Source organism: Chitinophaga agrisoli, from assembly GCF_008386695.1.
Taxonomy (GTDB): Bacteria; Bacteroidota; Bacteroidia; order Chitinophagales; family Chitinophagaceae; genus Chitinophaga; species Chitinophaga agrisoli.
Window position 1 is genome coordinate 2,065,005 of record NZ_VUOC01000004.1, and the last position, 18,960, is coordinate 2,083,964.

Here is an 18,960-nt window from a genome sequence, read left to right on the forward strand (position 1 = left end):
GTCTGTTTTTAATTCCGGGGGCAAAGATAGCGCTTCTACCCTTTCCGTTGAAAGTATACCCAATCCAGCATAGCCCGGGCATCTCCATTACCCTTGAACACCAGGAATACGTTATGCCGGCCACTGGCGCCTTTTATGGGTGCAGTCACCGTTTGGAAGGCCGTAGCAGCCGCTACCGGCGCCGCGCCTAACAGGGGACCATCGGGCCTGTCTGCATGCACCTCTATTGTGACGCCGGCGCCGGGCGCGTTGGCGCTGAACTGCAGCCGGTCAATGGCGGTAAGGTCAATATCGCTTAGGTGCATAAATGCGCCGTTCTGCGTGCCTTCTACAAAGGTCATATTGGTACCGTCATCATGCCGTACGCCGGCTTTGGGCGATAGCTCAAACTCCTCCGCTTCTACCCTGGCAGGGCGCAGGATCAGCAGGGCGCTGCCATTAAGGCTGCCGGGCATGGCGCTGCCATGGTCCGTATAACTGGCGCGGAAGACATAGTTGCCGCGTTGGGCATTTCCGGTGTTTACCTGACCAGTCACGGGCAGGCTTTTGAGTGGCGGCTGACTGAAAGACAGGATGTATTTCACCATTTCACGGGCTTCTTCATGGGTATGCTGGGGATGGGCGGCCATCATGTTCTTGCCCCAGTTACCATTGCCGCCGGCCAGTACCTTGTCTGCCAGCTTGTCTGTAATATCCTGCTGGCCTTTATACCGCTGGGCCACCGCCGTATAAGCAGGGCCTATGTTCTGGGCTGTTGGGTTATGGCAGGATTTACAATCGCTGTTAGCTACCAGGGACTGACCGCGCAGGAACTCAATACGGCCGGCCAGGTCCTTGTTGGAGGCCAGCAGGGCCAGATCGCTGCCTTCTTCCAGGTGATCGAACGATACAAATACGGCCGCGGGCTGTATGCCGGCGTTGATCTGCCCGTCTTCTTTATCTGTTACGTTTACGGCATACTTAAGGGATTGTTTTTCATACCAGAAGCTGGTATTGGCGCCAGGCAGGCTAATGCTTACCTGCGGCGCTTCGTTGCCTACCTTGATCTCTATGGAAGCGGTGGAGGACTGGCCATCCTTATCCGTTACCGTTACCCTGGGATGATAGATACCCGGTTTGGTATATGTAACAGTGTTGGTGGCGGTATTGCCATTGGCGCCTGCGCCTTCCACATCCCAGGCATAGCTGAGCGCATCATGGTCATAATCCATAGAGCCGGCGGCAGAGAGCTGTACTTTCAGCGGGGCGGCGCCTACGGACTTGTCTGCCGTAACAGCCGCTTTAGGGCGACGGTTGCCGGCTACATAACTGATCTTCACCAAACGTGAGTCCTGGTTATGCTCAAAATAGTTAGCGCCGTATTGTAATACATACAATGCGCCATCCGGGCCAAACTTCATGTCGATGGGTTTGTACCAGGTCTGTTGCGGCAGGAAAGGCGCTATGCGGGACAGCAGTGTGTCTTTGTCAAAAGACACCAGTTTTACCCAGCTGCGGGCCCATTCATAAATGAACAGCTTACCATCAAAGTATTTAGGGAAGCGGCTTTTTGCGTCCTTAAAATCATCATAATAATAAACCGGCCCTGCCATGGCGCTACGGGAGCCTTTGCCCAGGATGGGGAACTCCGGCGATTCGCCATAAGGGTACCAGATCATGGGCTTTTGCGCGGGCGGCAATACGGTGTCGCCGGTATTGTTGGGCGAATGGTTCACCGGGCGGGCGGGGTCGAACTTAGGGCCTATCACATTGGTGGCGAAGTCAAAATCCGCATAGGCTTTATTGTCTGCCACAAAATAGGGCCAACCGTAGTTGCCCGGCTTTTTGGCCTGGTTGTACTCGTCATAACTTTGCGGGCCACGGTCGGAGGCCTGGCCGCCGTCTGGCCCCACATCCCCCCAATATACATACCCGTTATGTTTATCTACGGTAAAACGGAAGGCGTTGCGGGTGCCCATTACATAGATCTCCGGTTTGCCTTTGGAACCGTTCTTTGGGAACAGGTTGCCATCCGGGATCGTGTAGGTACCGTTAGGCTCCGGGTGGATACGCAGGATCTTGCCACGGAGGTCGTTGGTATTGCCGGATGATTTCTGCGCATCGAAGGGGCCACGGCCCGGGCGCTCGTCAATGGGCGAGAAACCGTCTGACTCCTTGGAGCTGGTGTTATCGCCGGCAGAGATGTACAGGTTATTACCCGGACCAAACTCCAGGTGACCGCCGGAGTGGCAGCAGGTTTCCCGCTGGGTAGGGATCTCCAGTACTATCTTCTCAGAAGCCCGGTACAGGGAATCGTCTTTATAAATAAAGCGGGATACATTCTGCTTAGGCACATTACCGGCGGGGGAATAGTTGATATAGATCCAGTGGTTGTTGTCGAAATCAGGGTCCAGGGCTACGCCTAACATACCATCTTCATAGTTACCTTCTATGCTTACATCGAAATGGGCAATGTTCTTTGTTTGTCTGGTGGCAGGGTTGTAGAGCTTTACCTCTCCCCTGCGCTCCAGGAACAGTACCTTGCCGTCTTTGAAGATCACCATTTCCATGGGCTCATAGAGGTAGGTATCCAGTACTTCTGTTACAAAGCGGTTCTCTTCCGGTACGCGTTCTGTGGTGGCGTTGTTATAATTTAAGGCGCCATTGGCAGCAATGTATTCCAGGGTTTGTTTTGTGCTGGCCTCATCTTCCAGGTCGCCAAAATACCAGTGGCCGCCATCATATGCTGTTTGCCAGGGTTGTTTGGCGGCTGCAAGCCGGTCCTGGTTGATGGTATTATACCAGGGCCAGTTAATCACCGTATCCGGCGCGGCGTTAATGATGCCTATGCCGCCGCCGGCCTGGATAAAACGTTCCAGGTCTGCCTGTTGGATATAATCCAGCGTATCTACGGGCATGTGCAGGAAAAGCACCGCCGTGTATTGCCGCAGGGAATCTTCCGTGAAACGGTCTGCGGAGCTGGTGGTATCCAGCGCCCATTTCTGGGAGCTGCTAACCTGCTGCAGGCGTGTGAGCGCTGCGGTAGCGGCGCTATCCCGGGCGGTAAAGACCAGGATGTGCGGCGGTACGCGTTGCGTGCAGGAGAAAAGGGTGGTTAAGAGTAATAAGGCCGCCAGGCGAAACAGGCGGCGGTGTAATAAGTGCGGTACGGCTCGTGTCATTATCTCTATCAATATTATTTATGGTACACAACGTGTTTGACGGAGCGACAAGATAATAAATAGGTGGGGATTTTTTCCACAGGTTGGGAAACGAATGCGGATGGTAAGGCGGTTATGGGCTATGGGCGCTGAAAATCCAATTAGTTTTATGCATCCATTGGATATTGAGCGTATAGATATTTTAAAGGATGCTGACGCAACATCTATTTATGGATCAAGAGCTGCTACTGGCGCCATTCAAATTACCACCAAAAAGGGGAAAGCAGAGCGACATACAACTGACATTAATTTAAGAACCGGCTGGGGAAAGATAACGCAAAAATTAGCTGTATTAACTACACAGTAATATTAGGGCATACTGTAAAGATGCCCTCAGAAATGATGATTGCTCTGTTAAATGATTGGGGATACAGGTTATACAGATCTTCACATTACAATTCCAGGTGGAAGCCGGACTACAAATAAACCGGGACTTCATAAATTAAATATCAATGCAGTAATATATAAAATTCGAGAAGCTGATCAATATTCATTAGTTAGACTGGCGTATATCAATTTTCCACATTATTATACTAATATTATGTCCTTCGAATTGTTCTCTACAATATGGTCAGTGACCCTTAAAACAATTAGTACCTGCTTTTATATAATCCCACTTAGTAAACGTTTCACCGCAAAGAAGAGGCGAAAAAATGTAATTGAGGGATTAACGCATACGGATATAATTCAAATGGCTAATGACCATAAATCGCCAATTGATAGCGAGATCAAACTGCCAATCTTTAAGCTTGTTCCTATACGTATGAGAAAAGGCCTGTATGATATTGATCTATACCTTATCAATCCGAATATCAGGCATAGCCTGACAATTAGTTGTAGTACAATTAGCGGGATCAGTCTATCAATGCCTATAATAGTATATGATACTACAGGAGTTAAACTAACAACCTGGAACATGAAATATTTTGAGGATGAAATCTATCCGTTTGAATTTGGAATGGTAGTCAACAACAAAACGATCTACCAATATTACTTCGAGATCATCACGGATGAAAAAAAGGGCGTAATAGAAATAGCCAATGAGTATTATGCTTATCGAAATAAAAAATATTCACCGCTTGAATTTGCAGGATTGTTTGCACAACCATAGCGCGTCAAAATCCCACTTTACGGAGCACTTCCCCTTGCTCCAGCTTAGGCAACAACTGTATCAGCTCATGATTCACCTCTGCCAGCCGGGGCCCATTCCGCTGAGGAATGGGCTTTAACGGCAGCGGTAGTTTCCGCTATGGTTGAGTAAGAATATAGAATGAAGATATTACACCGGAGCCAACCATTGTTCAGGAGCATTGGCAACTTCGAAGCGTTTGACTGCCTTATAACATTGGCAGCCTTGCCCTCACGGGCAGTACCCGCATACCAGCCCTATTTTCCAAACGCAGCCTCCAGCTCCTGGATATTCAGTTTCTTTGACTGCATCACCACCGCCATCACTTTCTCCGCTTTGCCCTTATCGCCGCTGGTCATCAGATCTGCCAGCACAGCAGGCACCACCTGCCAGGATACGCCAAATTTGTCCTTCAGCCAGCCACATACCTGGGAGGCAGGATCGCCGCCTTCGGACAGCTTGTCCCAGTAATAGTCCAGTTCTTCCTGTGATCCGCAATTCACAACAAACGAAATGGCTTCGCTGGGCTTAAATATGGGGCCGCCATTGAGGCCCAGGAATGATTGTCCGCCTATTTCAAATTCAACGGTCAACACCGTGCCTTCCGGCATCTTGTGCACTTCATATCCCTCTTTGCCGTAATAGCTAACGCGGCCTATCTTACCATCCTTAAAAACGGATGTATAGAATTTAGCAGCCTCTTCTGCCTGTGTATCAAACCATATACAGGAAGAGATCTTTTGAACGGTGGTTTTGTTTGCCATGGTATAATGTTTTAATTACTTTAACTGATCTACTATACCAAAGGTAGAACCGTAGCCGGAAACAGCACGTGTGTAAACGCGACATATTAAGGGGGCAGCTGCGACGTAAATGAATAAAATGAACAGATGCCGGCGGGTGATTATAAGTAAATTGTAGCTTATGACAGCGCTGGCGAGATCCTTTAAAAAGACCTATGCTTTCCTATTTGCGCGGAAGGCATTTTATCCCCTGCATCTCTTCCTCTATAAACTGAGCCTGTCTGGCTTAGGCATCCGGAACTATGAAAATGATCATCTATCCGGCGAAAAAGCTTTTATCCGTTATCTCTTAGCCACCGGCCGCTTACATACCGGCGTGATACTGGATATAGGGGCCAACATAGGCCACTACTCCATTATGCTGCGGCAACATGAGATCCAATTGCCTATTTATGCTTTTGAGCCCCACCCCACCGCTTACCAGCAGCTGGCTGCCGCGGCGGAAATACATGCTTTTACCCCTGTGCCCAAAGGCGCGGGCGCCACTGCCAGCACCGCCATTATTTACGATTATTCCGGTAACGGCGGCTCTGAGCATGCCAGCATGTATAAAGCGGTGATAGAGGACCTGCACCATGGAGAAGCACAGGCGTCCGCCATTGTGTTGACTACGATCGATGAATTTGTAGACCGGCACCGGATCAACCGTATTGCCCTGTTGAAAATAGATACGGAAGGCCATGAATTGCCGGTGCTCCAGGGCGCACAGCGTACCTTATCACAAGGCCTGGCAGATGTGATACAGATAGAGTTTAATGAGATGAACATCATCTCCCGCACGTTCTTTAAAGACCTGGTGGAGATCTTAGCCGGTTATGATTTTTACCGCCTGCTACCGGATGGGTTGCAGCCATTGGGGGATTATAATGCGCTGCAGTATGAGATCTTCGCTTTTCAGAATATTGTGGCTATCCGGTGTAATAGCTGATGTATAACCTTCCAGGGTGAGGCGTGATGCCGCCGCAACGGTACGATCAATACGCCTCCTTATCCCCTTTTATCATATTCATAAATGTCTGGAAAATGATCAGGCAATCCAGCCAATAACTGTAATTCTCTATATACCAAAGATCCAGATCCACGCGCTTTTGCATTTGCCCGGACTGCTGGGTTTCCCCTCTGCAGCCATTTACCTGTGCCCAACCAGTGATACCGGGTTTTACCTGGTGCCGCAGCATATAATGCTGTACCGTGCTCCTAGCCTCCACGTGTAAAGGCGTAGGATGCGGCCGCGGGCCTACCAGCGCCATATCGCCCTGCAACACATTTACAAACTGGGGCAGCTCATCCAGGCTGGTCTTACGCAGGAACCTGCCAATAGGCGTAACACGGTCATCATTACGGGTGGCCTGCAGGTAACGGCCATGCGCATCTACCATATCACAATCGTTGATCATAGAGCGGAACTTGTAGCAGATGATCTTCTGATTCCCCATGCCCCAGCGCTCCTGCTTATAGAGCACCGGCCCCCTGGAACTAAGTTTGATGAGCAGCGCGATGATGGGGAATAACCAGCTGAATACCGTAATAAACAGCACCACCGTAATACAGACTTCAAAGATGCGCTTAAAACGCTGGTGCGCCATATCATCCAGCGGCGAGGTACGGATGGTCAATAAAGGCAGGTTACCAAAAAGGTTCATACTGGCGGTTGCGGTGCAGAAGCGGTAGCAGTCCGCCACGATCCTTACCCGTTTGGCCTCCTGCTCGCTAAGGGCCACGATCTTCTCCAGCATGGCGCTGGGGCCGCCGGGCAGGGCTACCACTACATCGTCCACACTATGCTCTTCCAGTATACGGCCCAGGTCTGATACCTTGCCCAGGTATTGCCCGTTCAAATGCGTTTGGGTCTCTTCATCTACAAAGCCTACGCAGCGGTATCCAAAATGGTCATTGGACAGGATGGTCTCGTAAAAGCTCATACCTACCTCGCCGGCGCCTACGATCAGCACGTTCCTGGCATTAAAACCATGGGCGCGCAGACGTAGCAGCGACTGTTTAACCACAAACTTGGTGATGGTGATGATCGTAAAAGCCAGTGCGTTATATAACAGCGTAGATGTACGGGGATATGGATAGAATTTAAAACAATAGAAGAACAGGAAAGTAAAGAAACTGGCATGCAGCAATACCGCTTTGAGGATGGCCACAAATTCAAAGGCAAAGGAGCGGGTGCGGAAATCATCATACAAATGCACAAACAACCCGATGGCCGTCCACGCGCAGAGGCTGATGCACAGCAATAACCCGTTAAACCCTGAGAAGAAGACATCGCCTTTGGCGGCAATATACTGCCGGGTGACCAGGAATGCCAGCGTAAGCACCGCATAATCTATGAACAGCCTTATATAAAAATTTGTATCAGCGCCAGGTTTCATAACATATTACATTGGTGAATGCCTTTATCGATCATAGCTGCTGTTAACGGTAGCAGTATCCGCATCCGGCTCAACATCACAATACGGTGTTGAAGACCTGTAAGAACCTATCTTCGATATGTGCGATATCAAAATTCCTTTCTGCATAAGCCCGGCCGTTGCGGCCCAGCTGCTGGCGCAAGCCGGCGTCATTCACCAGCTTTTCAATATGGCGGCAAAAGCCCCGGCTATCATCCGGCGATATGCAGTAACCCGCCTGTTGTTCCTGTACAATAGCCGCGCTGAGATTAGCCGGGGGCATGGCCAGTACAATAGGTTTCTGCGCGCAGAGATAGGTAAGCACCTTGGAAGGCACGGAATATATACCGGCGTCCTTTTCGAGTATGGCCAGCAGGATATCTGCCGTACCTAATACCTGGCTCATATGCGTAAAATCCTGGAAAGGCAGTATACGCAGGTTATGCAGCTGCCGTTTTTCTTTTTCTTTCCGGAGAAAATCCGCCCCTAGCCCTTCGGAGATCACCACCAGCACTACATCCGGATGATGCCGGAAATGCAGCGCCGCATCCAGCAATATGGATGGATTGTGTTTAAGACCCAGGGTACCGCTGTATACCACACAGATCTTATCTGTAAGCTGGTGCAGCTGCGCCCAGGGGTTCTGCTTATCTACCAGTTCTATATTTGTTACCGGCGCCCAGTTGGGGATACAAGTTACCCGGTCCATATTCACCTGCCATTCGCGGAAAATGGGGTTAAAATCCTGCGTAATACTCACCACATGCGCGCTTCTGCGCAGCAGCGTGCTTTCCAGCCGGTTAAAATATTCCCATACCGGAAACCCCAGCAAGCCCAGTTTGCGCCGGGCAATGGAGCGGATCGCGATGGTATAGATATCCTGGCACCAGTAAATAAAACGGATGCCTTTACGCAGGCAGTACCGCTGTACATGCTGCTGTACAAACAGCGGAGTGGTGCCGCTGAGCACTACATCCGGTTTAAATGTATCCATCCGTTGCGTGAGTTGTTTTGCATATTCGATCTCCTGCTGCCGCCTTTTTAAAAGGGAATATTTACGGAACGTGCCTTTTACGCGGATGGGCGTTACCAGCGGCTGCGCCGTAGCCGTGCTGTTATCAAAATCCCCTTTGGGCGATTGGAACGAAGCGGAATAGGCATGTAATACCTGGTGCCCGCTTTGTGCAAACTGCCGGCTTAACTGCAAAGGGAATGCATGCCCGGAATGATCATTCACAACAATCTTCATCTGCCTTAATGGTTATAATGCTTTAAGAGTTGCCTGTGTTATTCACGCCCGCTTATACAACAGGTCCATCTGCAGTATCTGCAGCTTATCCGATTGCAGGAACCCTACCGGGCCAATCAGATCAAAGCCCAGGTCCTTTACAAAATTGTGCATCTCATCAAACAGCGGCTCACCATCATACATGGGCTCAAAAGAGGTCTCGAACAACAGGTAGTCTATATGGCGCAGGCTGTGGGCGGCGCCTTTCAGCACTTCTTTCTCAAAGCCTTGTACATCCATTTTCAGCAGTACCGGGGCGTCAAAGGGGATGGTAGGCAGCAGGTCGTCCAGCCGTTTTACCGGCACGGTGATCTCATCTGCGCAGGCGGTCTGCGGCACCATATGTTTCTGCAGCTCAGATACCTGCAGGGCGGAACTGGCGTGCGTGTAAGCATTGCGGTAAAAGGCCAGGCAACCGCTGGAGCTGCCCAGGGCCAGATTATAGGTGCTGATGCCGCTGATCTTACGCGTGTTCTGCTGCAGGGTCCTGTATACGTCCGGCAGGGGCTCAAAAGAATGGATGTGCGCATGGGGATAATAATGGCTGGCCGCAATGGCAAACTGTCCCTGGTTGGCGCCCGCGTCTATGATCATATTTAACTGCGGAATATGATGCCGGCAGTTGTGCAGCACCTGGGTGGAAGCCACGGACGCGCCTTTCTCCAGCAGGGAGGTAAAGCCCCGTCCTGCGGTGAGATATACCTTTACGGTATCGGCAATTTTGAAAAGGAGGTTCATGATGAAAGTTTATGGTTCCGGCAATCTTTTTTAATGAGGTTATGATGAAAATTTATAGTCCCAGCAATCCTTGTAAAAACAAAGTGTTTCCTGTACGCTCTTTTCCCAGGTAAAACCCTGCACCTGCCGCAGCCCTGCCTGGATGACAGCCTGGCGCCGGGCCCTATCTTCCAGCAGCATTATCTTTTCTGCAAAGGCTGCCGGCGCCGGATCATCTACCAGCAGACCTGCCTGGCCTACCACCTCCGGTACAGCAGTACGGTTCACGGCCACTACCGGGCAGCCTGCCTTTAGCGCCTCGCCCGGCGGAAAACCAAAGCCTTCATAGATGGAAGTATAGAGCAGGCAGAAAGCGTAGTTATACAACACATTCAGATCGGCGCAGCTTACATTGGAAAACAGCTGGTAACGCCCGGGGATCACCTGTTCCAGCGCCTCCTGCTCCGCCTTGCTCCAGGGCTCTCCGCCTACGGCCACCAGCCGGTATTGTGGCGGCAGCAGTTGCATCGTTTCCACCGCGGCGGCAAAACGTTTATAGTTGCGGCGCGCACCTACATAGAGTATAAAGGGGCGGTGCAGGTCCAATGCCAGGCTGCAGGCCGGCGGCTGCTGTTTATCCAACGGAAAAAAATCTGTAGCAATACCATGATGGATCACTTTTACGCGGGCGGGATCTACGGAGGGGTAAAAATGCAGCAGCTCCTGCCGGGTGCTGGCAGAGATGCAGATGATCCCATCTGCCCGTTTAATGCCATAGGCTTTTTGCAGCTGATTAGGCAGGCCACGGGGAAAAGCGGTGGCCAGCCGCCGCTCATGGGCAAAATCATGCACCGTGAGCATATTGAGTATATTCTTTTGGGGCGATACGCGCAGGTATCCCCCATGATACACCGCGGCGGCCGGTAATGTACACCGCAGGGGCATATAACGCAGGTACTTAAACGGCAGCCTGCTTTCCCGGATGCAGTGGAAACCGCTGTAATCCAGCCGGCGCTCAAAGATATTGGGCGAGGCCGCCCGGGCATTGAGGAAACGGACAGGCAGGCCGCTGTTGCAGATGCCCCGCAACAGCTCATACCAGTATACGGACACGCCGCCGGCCCGCTGTATGGAGAATACGATGTTATCCAGGAATAATTGCATAAAATATGGTTATTGTACCCACATGTGCAGCATCACCGGGTTGCCAGACCTGTAATGGATACCCTTTACGAGGTACTGGTATTCCGGCACTTCATTTCTGATCATATCGACCAGTTGTTGATAATCCTGTCCTTCATGATAGGTAGTAATGGCTATTTTAGGTTTGCTCTCCCTGATGGTCCTTAATGCTCCGCGTATCATCTGTTCTTCAAAACCTTCTATATCTGCTTTGAGGTAGTGGATGCGGATGCCTTTGTCTGCAAAGAGGCTGTCCAGCGTAACCAGCTCCACTTCTACCCCCTGCCCGTTGCCGTTAGTGGCAGAGATAGCGGCGTCCAGGATGGTATCGCTGGAGGCTGTGTGTATATAGGCCTTGCCACAGGATGCGCCGGCGGCTACCGGCAGGATGGTGACCCGCTCCTGCTGCCGGAACAGCTGTTGCAAGGCCGCCACGAACAGCGGCAGCGGTTCCAGTGCATAGATGCGGCCCGCATGGTGCTGATGCCGGAAGGCAAAAAAGCCTTCCGCGCTGCCGCAGTCCACCACCACATCCCCCGGGGCTACGGCTGTTTGGGGTATTTCGTAGTAGTGCCAGTGTTGGGGCCGCGCCTCTGCCAGTATCATGGCCAGGCTATACAGCGGCGCCGCGGCGGGATAGCTGAACAGTTGTTCATGCTCCTGGATCCGGTAGTACCGGTATAACCCATCGCTGCGCACCAGGGTAGCGCTACGGCGCGCTACAGCGTACATACCCGGGGAAAACAGGTGAAACCGCATTTCCTGCCAGCTGGTCCTTTTACGGATGCGCTTACGGAGCAGGTAATATCCTAACAATGCCCCTCTGAATCTAATGCCCCAAAACAAACTGCGTATTCGCTTCATATATCCCTTCATTTACCTGTGCGCGGCCATACGCACTTAATAAGGTCACGATTATCCATAGGAGGTCTATCTGGCTAAAAAAGAAACAGACCACTACAAATGCAAAATAATTGCGCTGAAAAGGCAGCAGCGTGCTGCTGCTCCGCGTTAGTATCCAAAAGAAAAAGATAAGGGCAATGCCCCCAAATTCTGCCAGGATAAAGAACCAGCGCATATTCAGGTTATGTCCGCCTACGCCGGCCACCCGGTTCTCATAGTTCAGCTGTCCAAAGAAATAACTGGCCGGGATAAACGTGCTGTTGCCTGCGCCATAACCGGATAACAGCAGATAAGGCTCATCCTTGAGAAAGTCTACAATGGGCAACTCCATATCCCGTTGCAGGGGAATGCCCAGTATGATATTGTTCTTCTGCCAGATCTCGTTATCATACCGGTAGGCAGAGCGCTCAAACAGGAACTGGTAGGTAGCGTTGTTGCGGTTGGCCATGTACTGCTTTAACAATAGCTCTTTAGACGCCGCTACCAGCATAAACAGGCCTATGATCACCCCCAGCGTGCCCAGGATCTTTACCCGCACCGGCGGCAGCCCGCGGAAGAGGGTGAACATAATGCCCGCGGCCAGCATATTGATCCAGAAGGTCTGGGAGGCCGTAACCACGGCTATGATAAAAGCGGCGCCCGCCAGGCGGTACTGCCGGTCCCGTATTAATACCGGCAAGGCCAGTGATAAAAAAGCGCTGAAGATCTTTGGCTCAGAGAACCAGGCCTGTACCCGCAGGCCCAATGGCCCGTTAATATCTTCCATCAGGTAACGGCGTTGTAATCCCAGCAGCTCGCTGAGCTCAATATTGTGGAAGCTGAGCTGTGCCGCTATCTGTATAACGGCAATGATCACGGATATACGGGTAATACGTTTCACCGTATCAAAAAACCCTTCCAGCGACACCTGCTCCCTCTCCTGGATAATACGGGCGCCAATGGCAAACAGGGGCAGGTAGGTTTTAATATAGAAGTAGATAGGTTTGGTATAGAACGCATACGCCCTGCCGCCGGGGTACCAGAAAGGATCTTTATACAGCTGGGTGATCAGGAACACCGCTATGTTAGACAGTAAAGGCAACATCAATAACAGCAGGTACTCCCGCCGTATATACTGGCGGCCGGTAAACAGGCGGTGCGCCTGGTCTATGAAGACAAAAATGCCTATAAAAAAGGTGGCCGTAAAAGTGGGGCCTATCACCAGCATGGTATAGGCCTCTGTAGCAAAGGCATACAGCAGCGTATCCACAATATTGAGGCGGCGGTTGTAGTACAGGTATAACAGCAGCCCTGCCACTAACAGGGGCATTGTTTCGCGGAAACTTTCCACGAACAGATTCTCGCTTTGAAAACCACCATAACCGCCTTCCATCATGCTTTATTTAGTTACAGATCATTATAATGACTGCTATCTGTGTAATGCGTTTACATAAACTATATAACAACGTGTTCTTCTTCACGATCCGCTTAATACTGATCACCAGCAGGTTGGAGGGGAACAAGGTTTGCAGGGAGTACCGGTCTGCGGCCGTATCTACCGCCAGTTTGGCGGGATGGGTGATGCTGGATATTTTGCCGTACACGATCTTATGGAACCAGCGGTGTACGCGCCGGGTATGGGTAGCATCTTTCCCATAACCAATATTTTTTATCAGGCATACATTGGGGGTGATGGCCCAACCCTGGTTGAACCATACCGTCATAAACCACTGCACATCCCAGGTATCTGTTGTCTTATGGTTGATGGCCCGCAGCTCATAACGCAGCCGGGCGTTGAGGCCTTTACGGGGCGCATCCCGGTAAATACGCAGGGAGTAGTCATACTGCCGCCAGGCCCTTCGCCAGCTGGCCCAGCCCCATACATGGGAGAAGCGGGAGCAGTAATACGAGCCTTCGCCCCGCTGGGCGCCTGCCTGGAAATTGCTGCCGTTGATATGCATCACCGTTTCATGATGCCGGTAACGGTGCAGCATGGCCTCGCAGAAGGTGAAGAAGGTTTGGTCCGGCAAACAGTCGTCTTCCAGGATAATACCTTCCTCTACCTGGTGAAAGAACCAGTCTAGGGCGGCGCTTACCGCTTTGCCACAGCCCATATTAGCGGGCCGGAACAGGGTATGCACCTCGCAGGGCCAGTCAATACCGGCCAGCAGTTGCTCCCGGGTCTGTTTACAAAGCGCGTGCTCGCCCGCTTTGCGGGGCCGGGGACCATCCGCCGCAATGAACAGCTGCGCCGGCTGCTGCAGGCGGATCTGCTCAAATACCTGCATGGCCAGGTGAGGGCGGTTAAATACCAGTAATAGAACAGGCGTTTGTAACATTATTTGGTTGCCTCCAATGCAACAGCGTTTTCAAATCTGATGGCTTCTTCTACCCGTTTGAACATTTCATCCTCCGCATCATTGAACGTACAGCGGCGCACCGTGCGGAACCCTGCCTGCTGCAGCTGATGCGTAAGGGATACATGATCCCACATATACAGGTGCTCCCGGTTGCCAAAAGCGGTTTGCACCAGCTGGCGCAGCCCCCGTACCCGCCGCTGTTTGCCCAGCAGGGTTTCTTCCATGAACTTCACATTGGCTTCCCGGTCGTTGCCGTGCAGGTTATCTATATATCTGCGGGCAGCCGCTTCCAGGTCCGGCACTACACAGCGGAAACAGCCGCCGGGCCGCAGGATATGATAGGTGTTCCGCAGGGCGGTTAAACAATCATCATAAGAAAGATGTTCCAGCACATGACAACAGTACACCCCATCGCAGGAGTTTTCCGCTATACCCGGTAAGCCTTTAAGGATATCTCCCAACAGGGCATCCGGGTGAAATGCCACATGCATCTTTTGTTGCAGGAACTTGCCAATGACCGGCAGCTGCTGCAGCCGGAGCGTGGGCGACGAGTCATAGTTCTTCCACCCTGCCGGCGCAGAGAACGGGCCGCTGCCATATTGCACATATAACTTGTTGCGGGTCCTCATTGGGTATGTATATTTTTAAAGAAGTACGTGTAATAGGTTTTGGCGAAGATGCGGTAGCCTACCTCTTCCATAAAAAGGCACAGCTCACTATCCTCTATACGCGTTAGCTCCAGCGGCTGCGATTCTACCAGCACATAACGGGGGCGGTATTTAACCCAGTTATTGGAGCGCAACACTTCCATATCCAGCCCCTCCGCATCAATGGTAAGGAAGTCGATATGGGTATGGCCCAGGTACTGATCCAGTATATCTGCCAGGGGCCAGGTAGGCACCTGCTGCCGGCGCACCACGCGGTATTGCGGGTTGCTGCTGTATTCCCGGATCTTATCCGCAGAGAAGGTGCTGAGGGCCGGTTCGTTAAAGATGGCGTATGTAAGCTCCTGCCGGGTGGCGGATACGCCTAATTCCAGGTTGGTATCCAGCGGGCGGTATTTCTGGAACAGCTTCCGGGAGCCCGGCATGGGATCTATATTGATGCCCCGCCATTTCATTTTGTAGAACAGGTAGGTGTTGGAAAACCGGAAGGGATGGTGCGCGCCTACATCCACATACGTGCCTTCTTCCTGCGCATGGAAGATGCGTTTCAGGATAAGGTCCTCCCCTTCTGAACTGTATGCCCGCACGGCATACCGCAGCTGGGGGAACAATCCCGCCACCATAGCGCCCATCATATTTTTAAGCCTGCTCATTACATCATACATTTTTTGGTTGTAAGAGACGGGTATGCGCCTGCCGTACATCCGCATACACCAGCTGCGGATACAGCATCTTTTTTGTGAGCGCCCATGCCTGCCCGCTCTTGTCAAATACCACCATGGTCATATACACAGATGTATAGGCTGCCACCGTGGCAATAGCCGCTCCTATACCGCCCAACGCGCGGATCAGGAACAAGTTCAGCCCCACATTCACTACCAAGCCGGCTATATTGGAATAGAGGTAAATATTATACCGCCCTTCTATGACCAGGTATTGTACCACCACCACACAGAGGAATACCGGTATGCCGGCCCAGATATGGATCATGAGGATAGGCGCGGCTGACAGGTATTTATCTCCATATAACAGCGGGATGATCCATTGCGCGCTGCAAGTCATCACCAGCGCAATACACAGGCTGGACCAGAAAGAGAGCCGCAGCCATTTTTCCAGTATAGACAGATATGCTTCCCGGTCTTCGTTCTGCTGGCGCATTAACGGCGGCAGCATAGCCACCGACAGGATGGTGGGTACCGCATACCATATTTCAGAAATACGCACCGCCACCACATAAGCTCCCAGTTGTGCGGCCGTGCCCAGCTGATCCAGCAGCACCAGGTCTACTTTTACAAACAGCACCACCAGCAGGTTAGAGAGGATCAGGGGCCAGCTATGCGCCAGTAAAGCCTTTGCCAGCCGGCGTTGTATATGCAGGAAAGGCATCACGCCATAATGATACGTGTATACGACCAGCACCACCGTATAGGTGACCAGCAGCTCCAGCAGGGTTACCCATAACAGCGCCAGCAGCGGGCCATTCAACCATACCACCAGGAGCTTAATACCGCAGAACAACAGGAATACGCTTACCTTGGGGATGATGATCTTTTTTACATCATTCTTCACCTGGTAGAAATAATCCAGTACATCAAAGGACTGCAGCACGATTGTAAGGGAGGCAAACAGGGTGCAGTACAGGTAAACCGCCTGCTGCTGCCTGCCTATCATAACAATGGCCACGCTCAAAGCCATACAACCTATGGCCACCACCATCCGTAAAAAGATGGCAGTGGCTACAATGGCCGCCTGTTCGCGTTCATTGTTCACCAGTTCCCTGACAGCTATCTTATCCATGCCCAGCAGGGCAATGCTGCCAACAATAGTCGTGAGGGCAATGGCGTAATTCCATATGCCAAATAGCTCCGGTCCCAGGTGACGGGCCATAAAGGCCACGATCAGTATCCCGGGAAACAACTTGCTGAACTTATCTATCAGCAGCCAGCCTGTATTTTCAAATACTTTATGCAATCCGTTTGGCGGTTTTTTTGATGAATGCCACCCACTTGCCTTTCTCCGGCTTGGTTTCTTCGTAGGTGTATTGGTAGTAATGGTAATACGGGTAAAAAGTATCCTGCTCTATACCGTTAAAGATCACGCCGGCATTGCGGTAAAACTCTTCCGGCAAGCTGTCCGATACGGCTACCAGTTTAGACTTAAAGCTGTAATTGTACCGCACTACAAACAGTGTACAATCCACCAGCGGCGCAATGCTTTTGGCGTCTGATACAATGCCCACGGGCGAAGTATCTATGATCACATAATCGAACCTTTCCTTTAATGCTGCCAGCAGGGCGATCATCCGCTGGCCTTCTATCAGCTCAATAGGATTGGGCGGCACCGGCCCGGAGGATACAATAAACAGCCCATCGCTGCCTGGCACGGGGCGGATGATCTCATCCACCGTCTTATGCCCCAGTATATAATTGGTGATACCGGTATGGTGATCCAGCCCCAGGAAGCGGGATAATTTGGGCTTGCGCAGATCCAGCTCTACCAGCACCACGCTTTTATTATTAACCGTAAGCGCATTGGCCAGGTGGGCGGAGAGGAAGGTCTTACCCTCCCCGGAAATGCTGGATGTGAGCAGGATGGTGGCAGGCCCGGTATGTTCCGTCAGCAGGAATTTCAGGTTGGTGCGCAGGTTAAACACCTGTTCGCGCAGCACAGATTTAGCGCCGGTATTCAAACCGCGAAGCCCCTCCTCCTGCTGAAAGATCTCTGCGATCACCGGCAGGTGGAATACCTGTTCTATCTCTTTCTTACTAAGCACCCGCGGGTTCAGGAAATATTTGATGTACACATAAGCGCTTACCATAGCCAGTCCGGCGGCAATAAAACTGATAAACACCAGTGATTTTTTGGGCGCTACCGGTTTCTCCGGTACAAAGGCCGGCGCTATCACCTTGTTATCCGTTACGTTGCTGGCGTAGGCCACGGCGGCTTCTTCTTTTTTCTTGAGCAGGTGCAGGTACAGGTTCTCTTTTACGGTCTGTTGTCTTTTTATGTTGATGTATTCCCGCGCATAAGCCGGTATGCTGGCTATACGGCCCTGGATCTGGTTTACTTTGTGCTGGGTTTGCTGCTGTACCACCCCGGCGCTGCGCCTGTAACCGGCAATATAATCGCGGATGGTCTTGCGGGTGTCGGTTACCTGCCCTTCCACGTTCTGCAACATTACACTGCCTGGCTGCAGGCTCATAGACAGGCGTCTTTTCTCCCGCAGGGCTTCTTCATACCGGTTGATCATAGCCGTGAGGGTCTGGTCTACATTACCTATCACCGGGGCAAACGGGTAATCGCTGCCAGGGTTGCTGATATAATCCTCCACCTGGTCAAATACGGAGAGCTGCAGGTTGGCTTCGTTCAGCTTCAGGTCTGCTTCTTTCACCTGTTCCAGGGCCAGTTTGGAGCCGGCGTCTATATCTGTGATACCGCGTTGCACCTTAAATTGTTCTTCCTGTTTTTCCAGCAGGCCCAGCTCTTCGCGCAGGGAGTCGATACGCCCGGTAAGGAAGTCGATGGTCTTATAGGATACGCGGTTCTTATCATCGAGCGTATAGTCGTTATAATTATCCAGCAAGGCGTTCAGGAAATCTGCCGTGCGTTGCGGTACAGGATCCTGGTAGGTGATCAGCACCACGGTAGCATCGCGGTTCACCAGGGTGGTGTTGATATCTTCTGCTGTTTCGTAGGCCATTTCCTCTACAGAGTCTACGCGTATGCGGTAGGTAGCCCCGGTGTTGATGGCTGTCTGCGGATTGTAATTAAGCCGGAACTGGTCCTTATCAATAGTAAAAAGCTCCCCGGCATGTACCAGCAGCTGAATACCGGTATCGCCGCGGTGACGGCTGCTCTTTACGGTGAACCCATTGCTTTCCGGGGTAATATCCAGGGTGTAATTGCCTACCCGCGCGCTGTTGCCCAGCACCTGTATTTGCAGTGGGTTTTGAGGGCCATACAGTTCCTTATTGCGCACCGTGCCTTTTATAAAATAGCGGATATTAAAGGCGTTTTTGCTGATGGTGCGTTCCAATAGCACGGGCGACCGCAGCACTTCCATTTCGTTCTCTATATTTTTGCCGCTATTGAAAAGGGACAGGGATTTAAGTATATCCGCTTCTTCTCCGCCGGTCTTCTTTTCATCTTTAAGGTACAGGCGCGCGCTGGACATATACAGCGGTTTCTTGTATTTAAGGTACAGGAATGCGCCGCCTGTTGCCAGCAGCAGGATAATGAGATAAAGCGGCCAGTGGAAAACGATCTTCTGGAACAGTTCGTTCAGGTCTATTACCGCAGGTTTATTATCAGGAGGTTTTTGCTGTTTCATGTTGTTTG

Annotated in this window: 16 protein-coding genes; 3 read left to right on the plus strand and 13 right to left on the minus strand. The window is 51.5% G+C overall.

Going from position 1 to position 18,960, the window contains the following annotated elements:
- Window positions 1-35: 35 nt before the first annotated feature.
- Entirely contained in the window at window positions 36-3,161 is a 3,126-nt protein-coding gene (locus F0L74_RS27320; RefSeq protein WP_149841076.1) for a PQQ-dependent sugar dehydrogenase, read from the minus strand.
- A 100-nt stretch (window positions 3,162-3,261) separates the two neighbouring features.
- On the opposite strand from F0L74_RS27320, the gene F0L74_RS27325 reads away from it, so the two are divergent.
- Window positions 3,262-3,507 carry a TonB-dependent receptor plug domain-containing protein gene (locus F0L74_RS27325; RefSeq protein ID WP_246197824.1) on the plus strand — a complete coding sequence of 82 codons (246 nt, stop codon included), beginning with the start codon at window positions 3,262-3,264 and terminating at the stop codon, window positions 3,505-3,507.
- A 234-nt stretch (window positions 3,508-3,741) separates the two neighbouring features.
- Complete coding sequence (locus tag F0L74_RS27330) at window positions 3,742-4,311, plus strand: hypothetical protein (RefSeq protein WP_149841078.1); 570 nt, start codon at window positions 3,742-3,744, stop codon at window positions 4,309-4,311.
- Window positions 4,312-4,586: 275 nt separating this feature from the next.
- On the opposite strand, the gene F0L74_RS27335 is transcribed toward F0L74_RS27330, so the two are convergent.
- Window positions 4,587-5,093 carry a VOC family protein gene (locus F0L74_RS27335; RefSeq protein ID WP_149841079.1) on the minus strand — a complete coding sequence of 169 codons (507 nt, stop codon included), beginning with the start codon at window positions 5,091-5,093 and terminating at the stop codon, window positions 4,587-4,589.
- 160 nt (window positions 5,094-5,253) lie between these two features.
- On the opposite strand from F0L74_RS27335, the gene F0L74_RS27340 reads away from it, so the two are divergent.
- The gene (locus F0L74_RS27340; protein WP_149841080.1) at window positions 5,254-6,060 is read left to right on the plus strand and encodes an FkbM family methyltransferase; all 807 of its coding nucleotides are present in this window, start codon (window positions 5,254-5,256) and stop codon (window positions 6,058-6,060) included.
- 46 nt (window positions 6,061-6,106) lie between these two features.
- Here F0L74_RS27340 and F0L74_RS27345 read toward each other — a convergent pair whose 3' ends face one another.
- From F0L74_RS27345 to F0L74_RS27395, 11 genes are all read right to left on the minus strand, one after another.
- The gene (locus F0L74_RS27345; protein WP_149841081.1) at window positions 6,107-7,510 is read right to left on the minus strand and encodes an undecaprenyl-phosphate glucose phosphotransferase; all 1,404 of its coding nucleotides are present in this window, start codon (window positions 7,508-7,510) and stop codon (window positions 6,107-6,109) included.
- 76 nt (window positions 7,511-7,586) lie between these two features.
- Window positions 7,587-8,777, minus strand: coding sequence for a glycosyltransferase family 4 protein (locus tag F0L74_RS27350; protein ID WP_149841082.1), 1,191 nt, complete (start codon window positions 8,775-8,777; stop codon window positions 7,587-7,589).
- A 42-nt stretch (window positions 8,778-8,819) separates the two neighbouring features.
- Entirely contained in the window at window positions 8,820-9,554 is a 735-nt protein-coding gene (locus F0L74_RS27355; RefSeq protein WP_149841083.1) for an FkbM family methyltransferase, read from the minus strand.
- 39 nt (window positions 9,555-9,593) lie between these two features.
- The gene (locus tag F0L74_RS27360) at window positions 9,594-10,697 is read right to left on the minus strand and encodes a glycosyltransferase family 4 protein (protein ID WP_149841084.1); all 1,104 of its coding nucleotides are present in this window, start codon (window positions 10,695-10,697) and stop codon (window positions 9,594-9,596) included.
- 9 nt (window positions 10,698-10,706) lie between these two features.
- On the minus strand, window positions 10,707-11,579 hold the full coding sequence (locus F0L74_RS27365; RefSeq protein ID WP_188316194.1) for an FkbM family methyltransferase: 873 nt from the start codon (window positions 11,577-11,579) through the stop codon (window positions 10,707-10,709).
- Window positions 11,545-12,993, minus strand: coding sequence for a hypothetical protein (locus tag F0L74_RS27370; RefSeq protein WP_149841086.1), 1,449 nt, complete (start codon window positions 12,991-12,993; stop codon window positions 11,545-11,547). The genes F0L74_RS27365 and F0L74_RS27370 overlap by 35 nt, the downstream gene beginning before the upstream one ends.
- 7 nt (window positions 12,994-13,000) lie before the next feature.
- Window positions 13,001-13,936, minus strand: coding sequence for a nucleotide-diphospho-sugar transferase (locus F0L74_RS27375; protein ID WP_149841087.1), 936 nt, complete (start codon window positions 13,934-13,936; stop codon window positions 13,001-13,003).
- Window positions 13,936-14,586, minus strand: coding sequence for a class I SAM-dependent methyltransferase (locus F0L74_RS27380; protein WP_149841088.1), 651 nt, complete (start codon window positions 14,584-14,586; stop codon window positions 13,936-13,938). The genes F0L74_RS27375 and F0L74_RS27380 overlap by 1 nt, the downstream gene beginning before the upstream one ends.
- Complete coding sequence (locus F0L74_RS27385) at window positions 14,583-15,275, minus strand: FkbM family methyltransferase (protein WP_149841089.1); 693 nt, start codon at window positions 15,273-15,275, stop codon at window positions 14,583-14,585. The genes F0L74_RS27380 and F0L74_RS27385 overlap by 4 nt, the downstream gene beginning before the upstream one ends.
- Window positions 15,276-15,279: 4 nt before the next feature.
- On the minus strand, window positions 15,280-16,593 hold the full coding sequence (locus tag F0L74_RS27390; RefSeq protein WP_149841090.1) for a flippase: 1,314 nt from the start codon (window positions 16,591-16,593) through the stop codon (window positions 15,280-15,282).
- Window positions 16,586-18,952, minus strand: a complete 2,367-nt coding sequence (locus tag F0L74_RS27395) for a GumC family protein (protein WP_149841091.1) — start codon at window positions 18,950-18,952, stop codon at window positions 16,586-16,588. The genes F0L74_RS27390 and F0L74_RS27395 overlap by 8 nt, the downstream gene beginning before the upstream one ends.
- Window positions 18,953-18,960 lie beyond the last annotated feature (8 nt).